The following is a 14,919-nucleotide window of genomic DNA, read 5'->3' as shown; positions in this document are numbered from 1 at the left end:
GCGCGCCACGGGTCAAGATGCACTAGGCCTGGACGAAGTCCGGGCCCGCGCCTTTAGACGCGAGCCCGGGGCCCGTGGGTTATACCCTAAGAGCAAACCACCCTTTTTAAGGGTGGTTCTGATTTGATTGCTGGAATGTGCTGCTCCAGGGTGGTTGGACGCTCTTTAACCAGATGCCGTTGCTGTTTTGCGTAGCGTTGCCAATCTCGCTCGCGAACAAGCAGAACGCTCGCTGCTGCATGGAGGCTTTGGCCATCTAACTTACCTTCAACTACTTTGTTAGCACAATCTTGGGGCAGTGGGGCCCTGTCTTTGGGGTCGACTACTCCGTCGAGGCGGGCAGCGGTACTGGTCTTGCCACTATCGCAAGCATCAAAACGCTTGATATGGGCATCATGGGCGCGCTCATTATCTCTGGTATCGCCACGATGCTGCATAATAAGTTCTTCGACACCGAGCTCCCCGAGTGGTTGGGCGTGTTCTCGGGCTCTGTGTTCATCTATATGATCGGTTTCTTCGTTATGGTTCCGGTCGCTCTTATCGCCTGCCTGGTGTGGCCGCATGTTCAGGCTGCTATCTCTGCCTTCCAGGGATTCATCCTTTCCGCCGGTACGTTTGGCGTGGGTGTCTTTGCTTTCTTCGAGCGCGTGCTGATCCCTACAGGCCTGCACCACTTTATCTATACGCCGTTCTATTACGACAACGCGGCGGTCAACGGCGGCATCTTTGCTGCTTGGGCCAATATCCTGCCCCAACTGGCTGCCGATCCGAGCATTGCTCTTAAGGATGCCGCACCCTGGGCTGCCTATACCTGCCCTGGTTGGACTAAGGTCTTCGGCTCGCTTGGCGTCGCCATTGCGTTTTATATGACCGCCAAACCCGAGCGCAAGCAGCGCGTCAAGGCTCTGCTGATCCCGGTCACCCTTACCGCTATGCTTTGCGGTATCACCGAGCCGCTTGACTTCACCTTCCTGTTCATCGCGCCCGGCCTGTTCGTCGTCCACTGCGTGCTCGGAGCGCTCGGCTGCATGGCTCAAAACCTCCTTGGCGTCGTGGGTATCTTCGACGGCGGCATCATCTCGATGCTCTCGTGGGACTGGCTGCCCCTTTGGGCCGCACACGGTCTGCAGTACGCCATCTCCATCCTTGTCGGTCTGTGCTTTACCGCTCTTTGGGTCGTGGTCTTCCGTTTCCTGATCGTCAAGTTCGACTTTAAGACTCCCGGTCGCGAGGATGACGATGTTGAGGTCGAGCTCAAGTCCAAGGCCGACTACAAGCAAAAGCAGGGCGGTGCTGCTGGCAAATCGGTCGCCCAGAGTAAAGATGACGAGCGCTTGGTGCTTGCCGAGAACATCCTCGATTTGCTCGGTGGCACGGATAACATCATCGATGTAACTAACTGCGCTACCCGTCTGCGCGTTAACGTCAAGGACAAGAGCGTCGTTGCACCCGAGGCTTCCTTCAAGGCGATCGGTACGCATGGCTTGGTGGTCCAAGGTCAGTCAATCCAGGTCATCATCGGCCTTACCGTCCCGCAGGTTCGCGAAAAGTTCGAGAGTCTTCTGAAGTTCGAGAGTCTTCTGTAAACCATCGTCCATCGAAACAATCGGCCTTGCAGAGCCGGTATGCACCGCAAGGCCGATCCCAGAGATAAAAAACTCCACTTCTAGGTAACAATTCCAAACCGTACAGGCCGCGTGCGGGGATGGATTGAGCAAGCGGCCAGAATGAGGAGGACATCATGTCCAAGAAAAACTATGCCGTGACCATTGCCGGCGGTGGCTCTACCTTCACTCCGGGCATCGCTCTGATGCTGCTTGAGGAGCGCGACCGCTTCCCGGTCAACAAGGTGACCTTCTACGACAACAACGCCGAGCGCCAGGAGACCGTGGCCAAGGCCTGCGAGATCTACTTCCATGAGAACGCTCCCGAGGTTGAGTTCAACTACACCACCGACCCCGAGACCGCATTCACCGGGACCGACTTCGTCCTTGCTCACATCCGCGTCGGCCTGTACGCCATGCGTGAGCTCGACGAGAAGATTCCTCTCAAGTACGGCTGCGTTGGCCAAGAGACCTGCGGCGCCGGCGGTATCGCCTACGGCATGCGCTCCATCGGCGGCGTCATCGAGATCCTCGACTACATGGAGAAGTACAGCCCCAACGCCTGGATGCTCAACTACTCCAACCCCGCGGCCATCGTCGCCGAGGCCTGCCGCGTGCTGCGCCCCAACAGCCGCATCATCAACATCTGCGACATGCCGATCGACCTCATGGATAAGATGAGCCGTATGTGCGGCATCAAGGATCGTCGCGAGCTGCAGTATAGCTACTACGGCCTCAACCACTTTGGTTGGTGGAGCAAAATCTACGACAAGGATGGCAACGACCTCATGCCGCAGATTAAGGAGCACATGGCTAAGAACGGCTACCTGGACGGCATCGAGCACGAGGCCGGTAAGGAGCAGCATGTCGAGGAGAGCTGGATTCACACCTTCGGCAAGGCCAAGGATGTCTATGCTGTCGATCCCGAGACGATTCCCAATACCTACCTCAAGTATTACCTGTACCCGGACTATGTCGTCGAGACGTCTGATCCCAACTACACTCGCGCCAATGAGGTTATGGACGGCCGCGAGAAGAAGGTCTTTGGCGCTTGCCGCGACATCATCGCCAAGGGTACTGCCAAGGATGGCGGCTTTGAGCCGGATGTACATGCCAACTACATCGTCGACCTTGCCTGCGCACTGGCCGAGAACACGCTCGAGCGCTTCCTGCTGATCGTCCCCAACGATGGTGCTGTGCCCAACTTCGACCCGACGGCCATGGTCGAGGTGCCTTGCATCGTCGGTTCCAACGGCTTTGAGAAGATCTGCCAGGGCCCGATTCCGCAGTTCCAGAAGGGCCTGATGGAGCAGCAGGTTTCCGTTGAGAAGCTCGTTGTCCAGGCTTGGGTCGAGGGCAGCTACCAGAAGCTCTGGCAGGCACTCACGCTCTCCAAGACCATTCCTTCGGCGAGCGTTGCTAAGCAGATCCTGGACGAGCTCATCGAGGCCAACAAGGATTTCTGGCCCGAGCTTAAGTAAGGACTACTGTCTCGAACCCTCACGCATCTCTGCTTCATTTGCGCCGTCGTGGCGTCCGGATTCGCCCGGATGCTGCGGCGGCGCTATACTTATGCAGTTTGAAGTACCTGTACCAAAAGGAGCTGTCGTGTCCCTTTCCATCGGTATCGTGGGCCTGCCCAACGTGGGCAAGTCGACGCTGTTCACCGCGCTTACCAAAAAGACCGGCCTTGCCGCCAACTACCCGTTTGCCACGATCGACCCCAACGTGGGTATCGTCGATGTGCCCGATAGCCGCCTGCAAAAGCTCGCCGACATCGTCAACCCGGGTCGCATTGTGCCGGCGACGGTCGAGTTTGTCGACATCGCGGGCCTGGTGAAGGGTGCCAACGAGGGCGAGGGCCTGGGCAACCAGTTCTTGGCAAACATCCGCGAGACCGATGCCATCTGCGAGGTCGTGCGCTACTTTAAGGATCCCAACGTCATGCGTGAGGTGGGCCGCACGGGCGAGTTCGTCGACCCCGCCGGTGACGCCGATACCATCATGACCGAGCTCATCCTGGCCGACATGGGCACGCTCGAGAAGCAGCTGCCCAAGCTCGAGAAGGAGGCCAAGCGCGACAAGGAGCTCATGCCCAAGTTCGAGGTCGCTAAGCGCCTGCTTGCCTGGCTCAACGAGGGCAAGCGCGCCGCATCCATGGAGATGACCGACGAGGAGCGTGCTGCCGCCAAGGGCCTGTTCCTGCTCACTATGAAGCCCATCCTGTATGTGGCCAACGTGGACGAGGATATGCTCAACGACGATCTGGCGCCCATCGATGGTGTTAAGCCGCTGCCCATCTGCGCCAAGATCGAGGCCGAGCTTTCCGAGCTCGATCCCGAGGACGCTGCCGACTACCTGGAGAGCCTGGGCCTGGAGCAGCCCGGTCTGGACGTGCTCGCGCAGGCCGCCTACAAGCTGCTTGGCCTGCAGTCGTTCTTTACGGCCGGCGAGATGGAGGTCAAGGCCTGGACGGTTCGTCAGGGCGCGACTGCCCCGCAGGCCGCCGGTGTCATCCACACCGACTTTGAGCGCGGCTTTATTAAGGCCGAGGTCATTGGCTACGACGACTACATCGAGCTCGGCGGCGAGCAGGGCGCCAAGGCCGCCGGCAAGCTGCGTATTGAGGGCAAGGACTATGTCATGGCCGATGGCGACGTCGTGCACTTCCGCTTTAACGTGTAAGGACGACGCATATGTTTAAATATGGCAAAAAAGCTGGCTACATGGGTATTGCGCTGCTCGTGCTTGCGGTGATTCCGCTGGTGGTTGCAGCGTGTGTTATCCCCAACATTGGTCCCGAGGTGGCAACAAAGTTTAATGCCGCCGGCGAGGCGACGCGCTGGGGCAAGAGCTACGAGTTGCTGGCACTGCCGGTGCTCAACCTGCTGCTGAGCGTGGCGACGTACTTTACGGCAGGACGCCAGGCTAAAAACAATGATGATTCCGCCGCCATGGCGCGCATCGTATGCGAGCGCTACCTGCGCAACGGTTGCATCACGGGCGTGTTCCTCAACGTGGTCAACGTTTACTTTATGTACTCGGCGATTACCGGAACGGGCTTTGGCCTTGGTTTCTAGCTTGTCCTTTTAGGCAACGAGCCTGCACATATATTCAATGGCTGCTGCGAGGCCGCCGCTCGATCGTGGTTTAAAGACCATATCGGCGGCGGTCTCGTTTTCGTATCCGGCGCCACGAAGGGCGAGTGCGATGCCGGCTTCCAGGAGAAGGGGCAGACCGCGTTGGCTGGTTGCGATTACGGCAGCCTGATTGAGCGAGCAGCTGTGCGCTTGGCATTGGATGGCAAGTTCACCTTGCGCCGGGCAAGGGACCAGAACGGCGGCGACGCGACTTGATAGCAATGCAAATGCTGTGCGCTCATCGGGCGAAAGGCATTCAGCTTCAACGACGACGAGCTTGGGCGGCGCGCTGTTTGTGCAAAGCGTGGCTCGGTACATGCGGACCGAAGAACCCGACATAGAAAACTCCTGTGTATTCGGCAAAACGTAAACTATAGTTTACGTTTTTGTTTTGCTCCATTTCAAACTCGGCTGCATGGACGAACGTGCGAAACAGATTCTTGGCAGGCGGGTCGAAGAGACGCGCAGGGACCTTGGTATCTCCAAGGTTGATTTTTGTGTGGCGACAGGAATCAGCCGACCCTACCTCGACCGAATCGAAGATGGGACGGCAAATTTCACGCTCAAGGTTCTATTTAAGATCGCACCCGCACTCGGCATGACGGTATCAGAGCTTCTCGAGGGTATCGAATAGGGCGTTCCCCCGCTGTATTTGACGCTCTTTGGACGGGTCCCCCTGGTTGCGATGTGCAAAATCGCGAGTATTCAGCACCTGTTCAGCCGTAGATGGTTGCTCGGGCGGCTGGCTTTGCCTTTTTGACAATAGTTAATCCACATGCTTAATAAAAATGTGGAATAAATATTTACTAGACGGCCTCTTCGCCCTAAAAGTTCGTCTAGCAATCGGCCGATTCTATGTCTCCGGCGGAGAAATTGCAGAATACTCCGATTTTTGCACGGCCCGAGGGGGACTACCTGTCGTTTGGGGCTGCGATAAGCGGACCTGCCTTAGGGATTACGCCATCGGGATACGGTCGTGGTTGACTTGGCTGTAGAACAGGCGCTGAATCTCGGCGGCATCGCGTGACTGGCCGAGTGCCCACATGGTCTTGGCCACGAGCGTCTCGGTGGTCATGTCGTCGCCGCGCAAAATACCCGGATGATCGGCGTAAGCTCGGCCGACCTCATAAACACCCAGGTCGAGGCCCTCCTCGGGGACCTGCGTGGTCATAACGACAGTACGGCCCGAATCGACCCAGCGGAAAATCGTCTCCTGGAATGACTCGCCGGACTCGCCAAACTCGGGAATACCGCCAATGCCAAAGGTCTCAAGAATTACAGCATCGTAGCTATCGGCTAGGGCGTCCAGGATACCCGGATTTACGCCGGGCGTCAGCTTAAGGACAAATACGCGCGGGTCGATACTGTCGTAGAAATGCACCGGGCTCTCATTCTGGTGAGTGCCGTGAAGCCCGTTGCGCACGATGCGGTCGTTGCGGATATAGGCGATGGGAGGATAGTTGACGCTAATGAACGCGTTAAAGCTCATAGTGCGCTGTTTGCGGGCACGCGTGCCGGCAATGGCTACGCCGCCAAACACGATCGAAACATCGTGCGAATGCTCGTCGAGTGCATAGAGCAGACTCTGGTACAGGTTGAGCTTGGCATCGGTAAAGGGGTTGCCCATGGGCTTTTGCGAGCCGGTGAGCACGATGGGCTTGGGGCTGTCCTGAATCAGGTAGGAAAGCGCTGCCGCGGTGTAACTCATGGTGTCGGTGCCGTGCAGAATCACGAAGCCGTCGTGGTCGGCATAGCCTTCGACGATGACATCGCGGATCTGCATCCAGTCACTGGGGCGCATATTGGTGCTATCGATGTTCATGGGCTGCACGACGTCGAGCTCGCAGAGGCCCGAGATCTCGGGGAGGCTCTGGGCGAGCTCCTCACCGGTCAGGGCGGGGGAGAGGCCGTTGCCGTCCTCGGTCGATGCGATGGTGCCGCCCGTGGCGATGAGAAGGATGCGCTTCATGCTGGTATTCCTATCGTATTTGCCGCCGCAGAGGCGGAGTCGTTCGGCAGTATTGTGGCACAGGGCGTCCAATGTTCAAACGTATTACATCATCTGTAACGTTTGGTAACACTTCAATTGTTGTTAAATAGGGGCCCAGGTCGTGCGTTTGCCGTGCGCTGATGGCTGCGAGGGACGAGAAACCCCATATAACGTGTACACTATGAAAGTTATTCTCGTTTATTCGCGCGGGTGGGCACCGGCTCCCCGCCAACAAGAGGGGGAACCATGGATCAAAAGGCTTCCGCAAAGGTCCTCGTACTCGACTTTGGTGCGCAGTACGGTCAGCTCATTGCCCGTCGCGTCCGCGACCTCAACGTGTATTCCGAGATTGTCCCCTGCGACATCTCGGCCGACGAGATTCGCGAAATGAACGCCTCTGCGCTCATCCTTTCCGGTGGCCCGGCCTCCGTGTACGCCGAGGACGCTCCGTCCATCGATCCCGCCATCTTTGACCTGGGCCTTCCCGTCCTGGGCTTTTGCTACGGCCATCAGATCACGGCCGTGACGCTCGGCGGCAAGGTCGGCCACTCCGAGGTGGGCGAGTACGGCCGCGCCACCATCACGCGCACGGCCGGCGCCAAGCTCTTTAACTCAACGCCCATGGAGCAGACCGTGTGGATGAGCCATCGCGACGCCGTGTCCGAGGTGCCCGAGGGCTTTACCGTTACCGCCAGCACCGACGTGTGCCCGGTTGCCGCCATGGAGTGTGTCGAGCGCAAGATCTTCACCACGCAGTTCCACCCCGAGGTCAAGCACTCCGAGTACGGTCAGCAGCTGCTGAGCAACTTCCTGTTTGAGATCTGCGGCTTGGAGCCTAACTGGAGCATGGACAACCTGGTCGAGACCATGACGGCCGAGTTCCGCGAGAAGGTCGGCGACGACCGCGTGATTCTGGCTCTGTCCGGTGGCGTCGACTCCTCCGTCGTGGCTGCGCTGGGCGCCCGCGCCGTGGGCAAGCAGATGACCTGCGTGTTCATCAACCACGGTCTGCTGCGCAAGGGCGAGCCCGAGCAGGTGGAGGAGGTCTTCACCAAGCAGTTTGACGTCGACTTTATTCACGTCCACGCCGAGGACCGTTATGCCGAGCTTCTGGCCGGCGTGACCGAGCCCGAGGAGAAGCGCCGTATCATCGGTACGCAGTTCTGGAAAGAGTTCTTCGCCGTGGCGCAGCAGCTCGAGACCGATGGCAAGCCGGTCAAGTACCTGGCCCAGGGCACTATCTACCCCGACATCATCGAGTCCGGCGCTCGCAAGACGGGCGGCAAGACGGCCACCATCAAGAGCCATCACAACCTGATCCCGTTCCCCGAGGGCGTGCACTTCGACCTTATTGAGCCGCTCGACCACTTCTTTAAGGACGAGGTCCGCGCACTTGGTCTGGCGCTGGGCCTGCCGGGCCACATCGTGTTCCGCCAGCCTTTCCCGGGCCCGGGTCTTGCCATCCGCATCATCGGTGCGGTCGACAAGGAGAAGCTCGAAATCCTCAAGAACGCCGACGCCATCGTGCGCGAGGAGCTCGACGCCTATAACCAGCGTCTGTTTGAGCAGACCGGCGAGCGCAACTCCGAGCATAGCTGCTGGCAGTATTTCGCCGTCCTGCCCGACATTAAGTCCGTCGGCGTTATGGGCGACGAGCGCACCTACCAGCGCCCAATTATCCTGCGTGCCGTCGAGTCCAGCGATGCCATGACCGCCGACTGGGCCAAGCTGCCCTACGACGTCCTGGCCCGCATCTCCGGCCGCATCGTGGCCGAGGTTCCCGGCGCCAACCGCGTGTGCTACGACATCACGTCCAAGCCCCCCGCGACCATCGAGTGGGAATAGCGGGAACTGGCTTCTGAACTCGCGTTTTGGTGCTGCCGAATACCGCCTGATACCGTTTCGGCATCGCCGCAGGGCAAAGCCACCAGCGAAATAACGGGAATAACGGCCTCCGGACCTTCTGGTTCGGAGGCTTTCTTTTTGCATGCCTACCTGGGAAAACGAATCAATTATTCCCGCATATCCCTACTGGGCGGTACGGCGGAGTACTCGGCGGTACGGGAATAATTGGGCCCTGCGGGAATAATTCACAATTCTGGTCCCCCGAGGGCCGATTTAGAACGGTCGAAACTGAGTTGAAACTGCAGGCTCAATTCAAGCCCTCATCGATTGCATTTGCCCAGGTCAACAAACGGGAATAATAAAACGCGAAAATCGGTTTCCGCAGTTTCGACAACCCAGAATACCGCCGAATAACGCCGCGTACTCTGCCGTACTCGGGCATGCAATTATTCCCCGAACAGGGCTTCCGGGGCGCCGATTTCATACGGGAATAATGGAACAGCCTCCGGAGAACCGGAGGCTGTTCGCAAGTAAACATCAATTTATCTAGGGAAATGTCAGAAAGAGGCCTTCCAATCGGCGTATGCGGCCCCGTCGATTGCGCCGCGCTCGAGCTCAGCGCGCTTTTCCGCCCAGGTCTTGATCGACTGCGCGAGCTTGGGGGCATGCGGCGCCCTGGGGTCGACCGCCAGGCCCATGCCGTCCTCGCTGGGCACGAGGCCGTAGCCCTCCTCCAGCTGCAGAAGCAGGGCCATGAGGTCGCGCGACGTCTCGACTCCGTAGTCCTTGAGCGCGCCCTCGGAGACCCCGAGCACCTTCGCGATCTCCTCCAGCAATTCGGGCTTCACCGCGCGGATGCCGCTCTCGTAGTGCCTGATCGCGCCCTCGGTGAGCCCCACGGCATCGGCGAGCTGGGCCTGCGTCAGCCCCTTCGCCTTGCGGTACCGCCGAATGTTGTCGCCTGTCGCCATGTGCCCTCCTGTAGATTTCGCCGGCGACCATTCTATCAGCGTACGAGTTTGTACGCAATTCTATTGACAGTACATATACGTACGGTTATTCTCGGGAATATAAGCGTACAGAGATGTACGGATAGACAGGAGGTCTAAGATGGAACAGCCGGTGGCAAAGACGCCGAGGCCAAGCATGCTCACCGCCGACGAGGTGGCGGAGCGCCTGAAGATCAAGAAAGGCAGCGCCTACGAGGTGATCCGGCAGATGAACAAGGAGCAGGAGGCCCTCGGACGCGTGGTGATCCGCGGGCGCGTCCGCAGCGACCTGTTCGAGGCCCGCTACTTCCCGGAGGTCAACGATGCCAGCCTATAGGGACAAGAAGACAGGCCTCTTCTACGTGCAGTTCTACTACCGCGACGCGCGCGGGGCCAAGCGGCACAAGACGAAGAAGGGGTTCCAGACCGAGCTCGAGGCGCTCCTGTGGGAGAAGAACTTCAAGGCCCTCAAGGACGACGCCATGGACATGACCTTCGCCGACTTCTGCAAGGTCTACGAGGCGGAGGTGAGGCCGAGGGTCCGCGAGCACACCTGGCTCACCAAGGAGACGATCATCCAGAGCAAACTCATCCCGTTCTTCGGCGACATGCGCATGTGCGACATACGGCCCGTCGACATCGTCAGGTGGCAGAACTCCCTCACGGGGTCCACGAGGCCCGACGGCGACAGCTTCAAGCCCACTTACCTGAGGATCATCAACAACCAGCTCAACGCCATCTTCAACCACGCCGAGCGCTACTACAACCTGGAGAAGAACCCCGTCCACAAGGTGGACAAGATGGGCAGCAAGGAGGCCGGCGAGATGCAGTTCTGGACCAAGGACGAGTACCTCCGCTTCTCCGAGGCCATCTCCGACAAGCCGCTCGCCTTCTACGCGTTCGAAGTGCTCTACTGGATGGGCATACGCTGCGGCGAGCTCATGGCGCTCACGCCCTCGGACTTCCTGTTGGAGACGTCAGAGCTGCGCATAAACAAGTCCTACCAGCGGCTGCACGGCGAGGACGTGGTCACGAAGCCGAAGACGCGCAAGTCGGTGCGCACGATCAAGATGCCGGCGTTCCTCCGCGACGAGATGGCGGAGTTCATCGAGATGCGCGATGACGTGGCGCCCGACGAGCGGCTCTTCGGCTTCACGAAGCACTTCCTCGTGCACGAGATGGACCGCGGCTGCAAGGCGTCGGGCGTCAAGCGGATACGCATCCACGACCTTCGCCACAGCCACGTGAGCCTGCTCATCAACATGGGCTTCTCCGCCCTCGACATCGCCGAGCGCGTAGGCCACGAGGCGATCGACATCACATACCGCTACGCGCACCTTTTCCCCGCCAAGCGCGCGCAGATCGCCGACGCGCTCTCCGAGCTGAGGGGCGAATAGGATGCCGTGCGAGAACAGCGCCCGCAAGCGCAGCAAGACGATGGCGTTCCGCTGCACCCCGGAGGAGTACGAGCTGATCGCCAACATGGCCGCCTGGAGCGGCATGAGCCGGCAGGACTACATCATGGCGAGGCTGACCGGGACCGAGGTAACCGTGAGGCCGTCGTCTCGGACGCAGCGGGCGCTGCGCGACTCCATGAAGGCACTGGCGGAGCGGCTCCTCGCCGTGTGCGACGCCGATGAGCTCGATGCGGACCTCCAAAGGCAGCTCGCCCTGGTCATGGAGATCTTCAACGGGCTCGGCGAGGCGCCGCCGCCCGGAAGGCGCGCAAAGCGCGAGAAAGGGCCCAGCGACGATCTCTTCGGGATGTCTCGGTGCTAATCCCAGGCCGCGATCGGGGGACGCAACCGCTTCCGGGCGCACGCGCGCGTGCCGGCGCGGCGAGGGACCGCAGGCTCGATGCGCGGGCGACCAAGGCAATCAGAGGCAATTTGATGAAAAAGGTATATACTATTTTCATCAAAAAAAGGAGGAACGCTATGACAGAAGCAGAGGCCATCGCTAGGCGCATAGAGAGCTTCGGCGCCGGCAGGGCCTTCACAGCCGCCGACTTCTCCGACGTCGCAGGCCGACGCAACGCTGCCAACGCGCTCGGGCGCTTGCATGCAAAGGGAGGGATCGCCCGCGCCATCCGCGGCGTCTACTACGCGCCGGAGCGCAGCGCGCTCATGGGCACCGAGGTGCCGGCCAGCGCCGACGAGGTCGTGCGCGCCGTCGCCCGCGCCAACAAGTGGATCGTCGCGCCGTCCGGCGACGCGGCGCTCAATGCGCTGGGCCTCGACACGCAGGTGCCCGCGAAGCTCGTCTACGTCAGCAGCGGTCCGTACAAGCGCTACGAGTACGGGCCGTACGATATCGAGCTCCGGCACCGCGCCAACCGCGACCTGCTCGACTGCTCGCAGATCACCTGCACCATCGTGCAGGCCCTCAAGGCGCTCGGGCGCGAGAACGTGGGCGACGAGGAAATCGGAATGCTCGCGCGCAACCTCACGGAAGAGCAGGCCGGCGCGTTCCTGGAAGAGTCGGCGGGGCTCACCTCCTGGGTTGCCGACGCCGCGAAGAAGATATGGGAGGCGAAGCATGGACAGGATCGCTAGGGCCTCGACCGGCGAGCGCAGGCTGGTCTTCGAGGCCGCCGCGCAGAGGATGGCGCTTGCGCCGGCCGTCGTCGAGAAGGACTTCTGGGTGTGCTACACCTTGGACCACCTTTTCCACAGAAGCGGCTTCGCCGAGTCCATGGTGTTCAAGGGCGGCACGAGCCTGTCGAAGGCTTTCGGGCTCATCGAGCGCTTCTCGGAGGACATCGACCTCATACTCGATTGGCGACTCCTGGGCTACGGCGAGGACGAACCGTGGGAGCCGCGCAGCAACTCGGCGCAGGAGCGGTTCAAGGCCGACAGCATCGAGCGCACGAACGCCTTCCTGGCCGACGCCTTTGCCCCGAAGCTCAGGGCCACGCTCTCCGAGTCCCTCGGCACCGAAGCGTCCGTCAGGTGCGGGGCCGAGGAGGAGACCGTGTACTTCGACTACCCGCGCTCCTACGAGTCGGCGGGCACGCTCGACACCATCAAGCTGGAGATAGGGCCCATGGCGGCATGGTCGCCCTCCGAGGAGGCGGCGATAGCCCCGTACGCGGCGGACGTGGTTCCGTTCGGGCCCGAGCTGTCGACCACGGTGCGCACCGCGAGTCCCGAGCGCACGTTCTGGGAGAAGGCCACCATCCTGCACCAGGAGGCCAACAGGCCCGAGGGCAAGGCTATGCCCAGGCGCTACTCCCGCCATTACTACGACATGTACCGCCTCGGCCACTCGTTCGTGCTCGGCCGCGCCGTAGCGCAGCCTGGCCTCCTCGAACAGGTCGTCAGGTTCAAAGAGAAGTTCTACCGCACGCCGTGGGCCAAGCTGGCCGACGCGAGGCCCGGCACGCTCAGGCTCGCCCCTCCAAAGGGCAGGCTCGACGAGTTGGCGGCCGATTACGCCTCGATGAGGCCGATGCTGTTCGGCAGCTACCCGAGCATCGATGAGATAGTCGCCTACATGGCGGAGCTCGAGGAGGCCATCAACGGGCTAAGCTGATCAAGGGCGCCCCAATTCCGGGCGCCTGCCGGAATCGAAGAGGCGGAACGGGCAACGCGACGGCTTCCCCGCCTCGGTACGCCCTTCTATATCCTCATACACCATGCGTTCAGCCACTTCTCGTCTGCGCGGCCGGGACGCACGTCGGATGTGACGTCGACGCGGTCGACGGCCAGGCCCTCGACGTCGTCGATGAGGCGGCGGAAGGACTGCTCTGTCATGTCGGTGAACCAGCGGCCGTTGCGCATGCCGTCATGGTCGCCGAGCTTGAAGCTAAGATAGAAACGACCGCCCGGCTTGAGCGCAGCAGCATATTTGGCGACGATTGCGGGCAGCTCCGCAGCCGGCACGTGAAGCAGGCTGCTGCAGGCCCAGATTCCGTCGTATACGCGCTTGGGCTCGAAATCGGCGAATGTGGCATGCTCAACCTTCATTCCGGTGAGCTCGCTTGCGGCGCTCGCCATCTCGGCGCTGCCGTCGACCGCGTCGACCGCGAAGCCCGCCTTGAGAAACGCCAAAGAGTCACGCCCGCTGCCGCAGCCCAGATCCAGGATGCGGCCGCCCTCGGGAAGCATGTCCGCAAACGCCTGCTGCAGCGCTCCGAACTCGACGTTCGCCGTGTCCGCTATGAACTTCTTCGCGTTGCCATCGTAGTAGCCGATGGTCTCCTCCGTGGCGGTCATGTTCTTCCTTCCTAGAACGCGGGCGCTTCGCGCTCCTCCGTCTTCCAACGTTCGCCTGGTAAAAGGTCCGTTGCGGTTCTATCAACCTTCTTCAGGTATTCCCAGCGCAGCTGCGGCGTCTCCCCGGTCTGTGCGATGAGCGTCTCGCGCAGGGGGTGGTGACTGCCGATGAGGTACTCGTTGCGACGGTTGAGCCGGAGTAGATATTCGGGCGCCGGGATGCGCGCGAACTTGCCGCCCTCGCCGCGGTTGCAGTCGGGGCACGCCAGCACCAGGTTCCACACGCCGTCCCAGTTGACACCGGGCACCTGGGACGACAGGGCGTGCGGGAAGAAATGGTCGACGTCGCAGAGGCCCGGCTTGGCGGATTCAGGCAGGATGAGGCCTCCCTCCGTGCGCGCGGTTCCGTCGGCGGCGTCGATGGGCACGTAGCAATAGAAGCAATGGCCCTTCTGGTAGCCGTTGAGCGATCCGCGGGCAGAGGTCACGTCCTTTCGCCGCGTGCCGGACTCGGCCACGAACGCCTGACCGAGATCATCATACGAGATGCGCAGCAGGCTCGACGAGATGCCCTGCTCCCAGGCCGTTTCGACGAGGTTCCAGCGCGACTCCGTCTCCTGGACGATGTTGCCGGCCTCGTCGGAGTTGGCGAGCTTGAAAACCTCGTCGGTGAGTATGAGGCGCCTGCTCCCCCTGGAGAAGTCCTTCTCGAAGAACTTCACGGGCACGTCGCCCTGGTTGACGACGTGGAACGCGTCGAGGACGTTGTTGAAGCCGAGCTGCACGGCCGTGGAGATGAGCGCGTCATGCGTGACCTCGCCGTTGTTGAAGCCTGAGCATGCGGCGATAAACTTGCTCGACCGGCTGGTGCTCTGCTTCGGCGAATGGGCCAAATGCTCGCAGAGGTGGCGGGTGTAGGGGTCTGCCAGCTGGTCAAGCGTGACAGAATCCCTGTCCTGCTTCGCCAGGTCGATGAGCGCCTGCGCGAGGGCGAACTTGTAGGACGCCGCGTTACGCCCGAACAGGATGACGCTTCGCCAATTGGACTCCTCGGGAGATCCCGTCAGGAGGTACTCGTCTATCGCGCTCATTCCGTCTGCCCCTTTCTACACTGTGCGCTAATTATCGCTCAGT

Annotated in this window: 15 protein-coding genes and 1 pseudogene; 11 read left to right on the top strand and 5 right to left on the bottom strand. The window is 60.9% G+C overall.

The window, feature by feature from the left end; translation table 11 throughout:
* Positions 1-278 precede the first annotated feature (278 nt).
* The 5 genes and pseudogenes from AAAX77_RS08205 to AAAX77_RS08185 form a co-directional block, all read left to right on the top strand.
* Positions 279-1,004: pseudogene (locus AAAX77_RS08205) on the top strand (PTS transporter subunit EIIC); the annotation flags it as partial.
* A 24-nt stretch (positions 1,005-1,028) separates the two neighbouring features.
* Entirely contained in the window at positions 1,029-1,586 is a 558-nt protein-coding gene (locus tag AAAX77_RS08200; protein ID WP_349105767.1) for a glucose PTS transporter subunit EIIB, read from the top strand.
* A 155-nt stretch (positions 1,587-1,741) separates the two neighbouring features.
* Positions 1,742-3,085: a 6-phospho-alpha-glucosidase gene (locus AAAX77_RS08195; RefSeq protein ID WP_117798057.1), complete on the top strand. Its 1,344-nt coding sequence runs from the start codon at positions 1,742-1,744 to the stop codon at positions 3,083-3,085.
* Between the two features lie 127 nt (positions 3,086-3,212).
* Positions 3,213-4,289, top strand: coding sequence for a redox-regulated ATPase YchF (gene ychF, locus AAAX77_RS08190; RefSeq protein WP_035136922.1), 1,077 nt, complete (start codon positions 3,213-3,215; stop codon positions 4,287-4,289).
* A gap of 11 nt (positions 4,290-4,300) precedes the next feature.
* On the top strand, positions 4,301-4,684 hold the full coding sequence (locus AAAX77_RS08185) for a DUF1648 domain-containing protein (protein WP_117640119.1): 384 nt from the start codon (positions 4,301-4,303) through the stop codon (positions 4,682-4,684).
* Between the two features lie 9 nt (positions 4,685-4,693).
* Here the strand turns inward: AAAX77_RS08185 and AAAX77_RS08180 are convergent, their stop codons facing one another.
* Positions 4,694-5,083, bottom strand: coding sequence for a hypothetical protein (locus AAAX77_RS08180; protein ID WP_349105765.1), 390 nt, complete (start codon positions 5,081-5,083; stop codon positions 4,694-4,696).
* Between the two features lie 616 nt (positions 5,084-5,699).
* Complete coding sequence (locus AAAX77_RS08175) at positions 5,700-6,713, bottom strand: asparaginase (protein ID WP_349105763.1); 1,014 nt, start codon at positions 6,711-6,713, stop codon at positions 5,700-5,702.
* Positions 6,714-6,980: 267 nt separating this feature from the next.
* On the opposite strand from AAAX77_RS08175, the gene guaA reads away from it, so the two are divergent.
* Positions 6,981-8,579 carry a glutamine-hydrolyzing GMP synthase gene (gene guaA / locus AAAX77_RS08170; RefSeq protein ID WP_035136929.1) on the top strand — a complete coding sequence of 533 codons (1,599 nt, stop codon included), beginning with the start codon at positions 6,981-6,983 and terminating at the stop codon, positions 8,577-8,579.
* Between the two features lie 557 nt (positions 8,580-9,136).
* On the opposite strand, the gene AAAX77_RS08165 is transcribed toward guaA, so the two are convergent.
* Entirely contained in the window at positions 9,137-9,550 is a 414-nt protein-coding gene (locus AAAX77_RS08165; RefSeq protein WP_349105760.1) for a helix-turn-helix transcriptional regulator, read from the bottom strand.
* Between the two features lie 139 nt (positions 9,551-9,689).
* Here AAAX77_RS08165 and AAAX77_RS08160 point away from each other — a divergent pair, with 139 nt between their 5' ends.
* The 5 genes from AAAX77_RS08160 to AAAX77_RS08140 all read left to right on the top strand — a co-directional run bounded on the left by AAAX77_RS08160 (position 9,690) and on the right by AAAX77_RS08140 (position 13,102).
* The gene (locus tag AAAX77_RS08160) at positions 9,690-9,905 is read left to right on the top strand and encodes a hypothetical protein (protein WP_075844144.1); all 216 of its coding nucleotides are present in this window, start codon (positions 9,690-9,692) and stop codon (positions 9,903-9,905) included.
* Positions 9,892-10,965, top strand: a complete 1,074-nt coding sequence (locus AAAX77_RS08155) for a site-specific integrase (protein ID WP_349105759.1) — start codon at positions 9,892-9,894, stop codon at positions 10,963-10,965. Before AAAX77_RS08160 ends, AAAX77_RS08155 begins: the two co-directional genes overlap by 14 nt.
* 1 nt (position 10,966) lies before the next feature.
* On the top strand, positions 10,967-11,347 hold the full coding sequence (locus AAAX77_RS08150; RefSeq protein WP_349105756.1) for a hypothetical protein: 381 nt from the start codon (positions 10,967-10,969) through the stop codon (positions 11,345-11,347).
* A 158-nt stretch (positions 11,348-11,505) separates the two neighbouring features.
* Entirely contained in the window at positions 11,506-12,123 is a 618-nt protein-coding gene (locus tag AAAX77_RS08145; protein WP_349105755.1) for a DUF6088 family protein, read from the top strand.
* Positions 12,107-13,102 (top strand): nucleotidyl transferase AbiEii/AbiGii toxin family protein, encoded by a 996-nt coding sequence (locus AAAX77_RS08140; protein WP_349105753.1) that lies wholly within the window; start codon positions 12,107-12,109, stop codon positions 13,100-13,102. The genes AAAX77_RS08145 and AAAX77_RS08140 overlap by 17 nt, the downstream gene beginning before the upstream one ends.
* An 86-nt stretch (positions 13,103-13,188) precedes the next feature.
* Here the strand turns inward: AAAX77_RS08140 and AAAX77_RS08135 are convergent, their stop codons facing one another.
* Positions 13,189-13,785, bottom strand: coding sequence for a class I SAM-dependent methyltransferase (locus tag AAAX77_RS08135; RefSeq protein ID WP_349105751.1), 597 nt, complete (start codon positions 13,783-13,785; stop codon positions 13,189-13,191).
* Between the two features lie 11 nt (positions 13,786-13,796).
* Positions 13,797-14,876, bottom strand: coding sequence for a hypothetical protein (locus AAAX77_RS08130; RefSeq protein WP_349105749.1), 1,080 nt, complete (start codon positions 14,874-14,876; stop codon positions 13,797-13,799).
* Positions 14,877-14,919: the final 43 nt, after the last annotated feature.

Origin of the sequence: Collinsella sp. CLA-ER-H6 (assembly GCF_040092305.1) — a bacterium.
Lineage (GTDB): Bacteria > Actinomycetota > Coriobacteriia > Coriobacteriales > Coriobacteriaceae > Collinsella.
Note: the sequence above shows the minus strand (reverse complement) of the source record. Positions and strands in the feature narration are given on the sequence as shown.

Excerpts from the sequence above, each read along its gene's own strand:
- AAAX77_RS08150 (WP_349105756.1), top strand. The coding sequence starts at position 10,967 with ATGCCGTGCGAGAACAGCGCCCGCAAGCGCAGCAAGACGATGGCGTTC.
- AAAX77_RS08165 (WP_349105760.1), bottom strand. The coding sequence starts at position 9,550 with ATGGCGACAGGCGACAACATTCGGCGGTACCGCAAGGCGAAGGGGCTG.
- AAAX77_RS08135 (WP_349105751.1), bottom strand. The coding sequence starts at position 13,785 with ATGACCGCCACGGAGGAGACCATCGGCTACTACGATGGCAACGCGAAG.
- AAAX77_RS08185 (WP_117640119.1), top strand. The coding sequence starts at position 4,301 with ATGTTTAAATATGGCAAAAAAGCTGGCTACATGGGTATTGCGCTGCTC.
- AAAX77_RS08160 (WP_075844144.1), top strand. The coding sequence starts at position 9,690 with ATGGAACAGCCGGTGGCAAAGACGCCGAGGCCAAGCATGCTCACCGCC.
- AAAX77_RS08200 (WP_349105767.1), top strand. The coding sequence starts at position 1,029 with ATGGCTCAAAACCTCCTTGGCGTCGTGGGTATCTTCGACGGCGGCATC.
- AAAX77_RS08140 (WP_349105753.1), top strand. The coding sequence starts at position 12,107 with ATGGACAGGATCGCTAGGGCCTCGACCGGCGAGCGCAGGCTGGTCTTC.
- AAAX77_RS08130 (WP_349105749.1), bottom strand. The coding sequence starts at position 14,876 with ATGAGCGCGATAGACGAGTACCTCCTGACGGGATCTCCCGAGGAGTCC.
- AAAX77_RS08195 (WP_117798057.1), top strand. The coding sequence starts at position 1,742 with ATGTCCAAGAAAAACTATGCCGTGACCATTGCCGGCGGTGGCTCTACC.
- AAAX77_RS08180 (WP_349105765.1), bottom strand. The coding sequence starts at position 5,083 with ATGTCGGGTTCTTCGGTCCGCATGTACCGAGCCACGCTTTGCACAAAC.
- guaA (WP_035136929.1), top strand. The coding sequence starts at position 6,981 with ATGGATCAAAAGGCTTCCGCAAAGGTCCTCGTACTCGACTTTGGTGCG.
- AAAX77_RS08175 (WP_349105763.1), bottom strand. The coding sequence starts at position 6,713 with ATGAAGCGCATCCTTCTCATCGCCACGGGCGGCACCATCGCATCGACC.
- AAAX77_RS08155 (WP_349105759.1), top strand. The coding sequence starts at position 9,892 with ATGCCAGCCTATAGGGACAAGAAGACAGGCCTCTTCTACGTGCAGTTC.
- AAAX77_RS08145 (WP_349105755.1), top strand. The coding sequence starts at position 11,506 with ATGACAGAAGCAGAGGCCATCGCTAGGCGCATAGAGAGCTTCGGCGCC.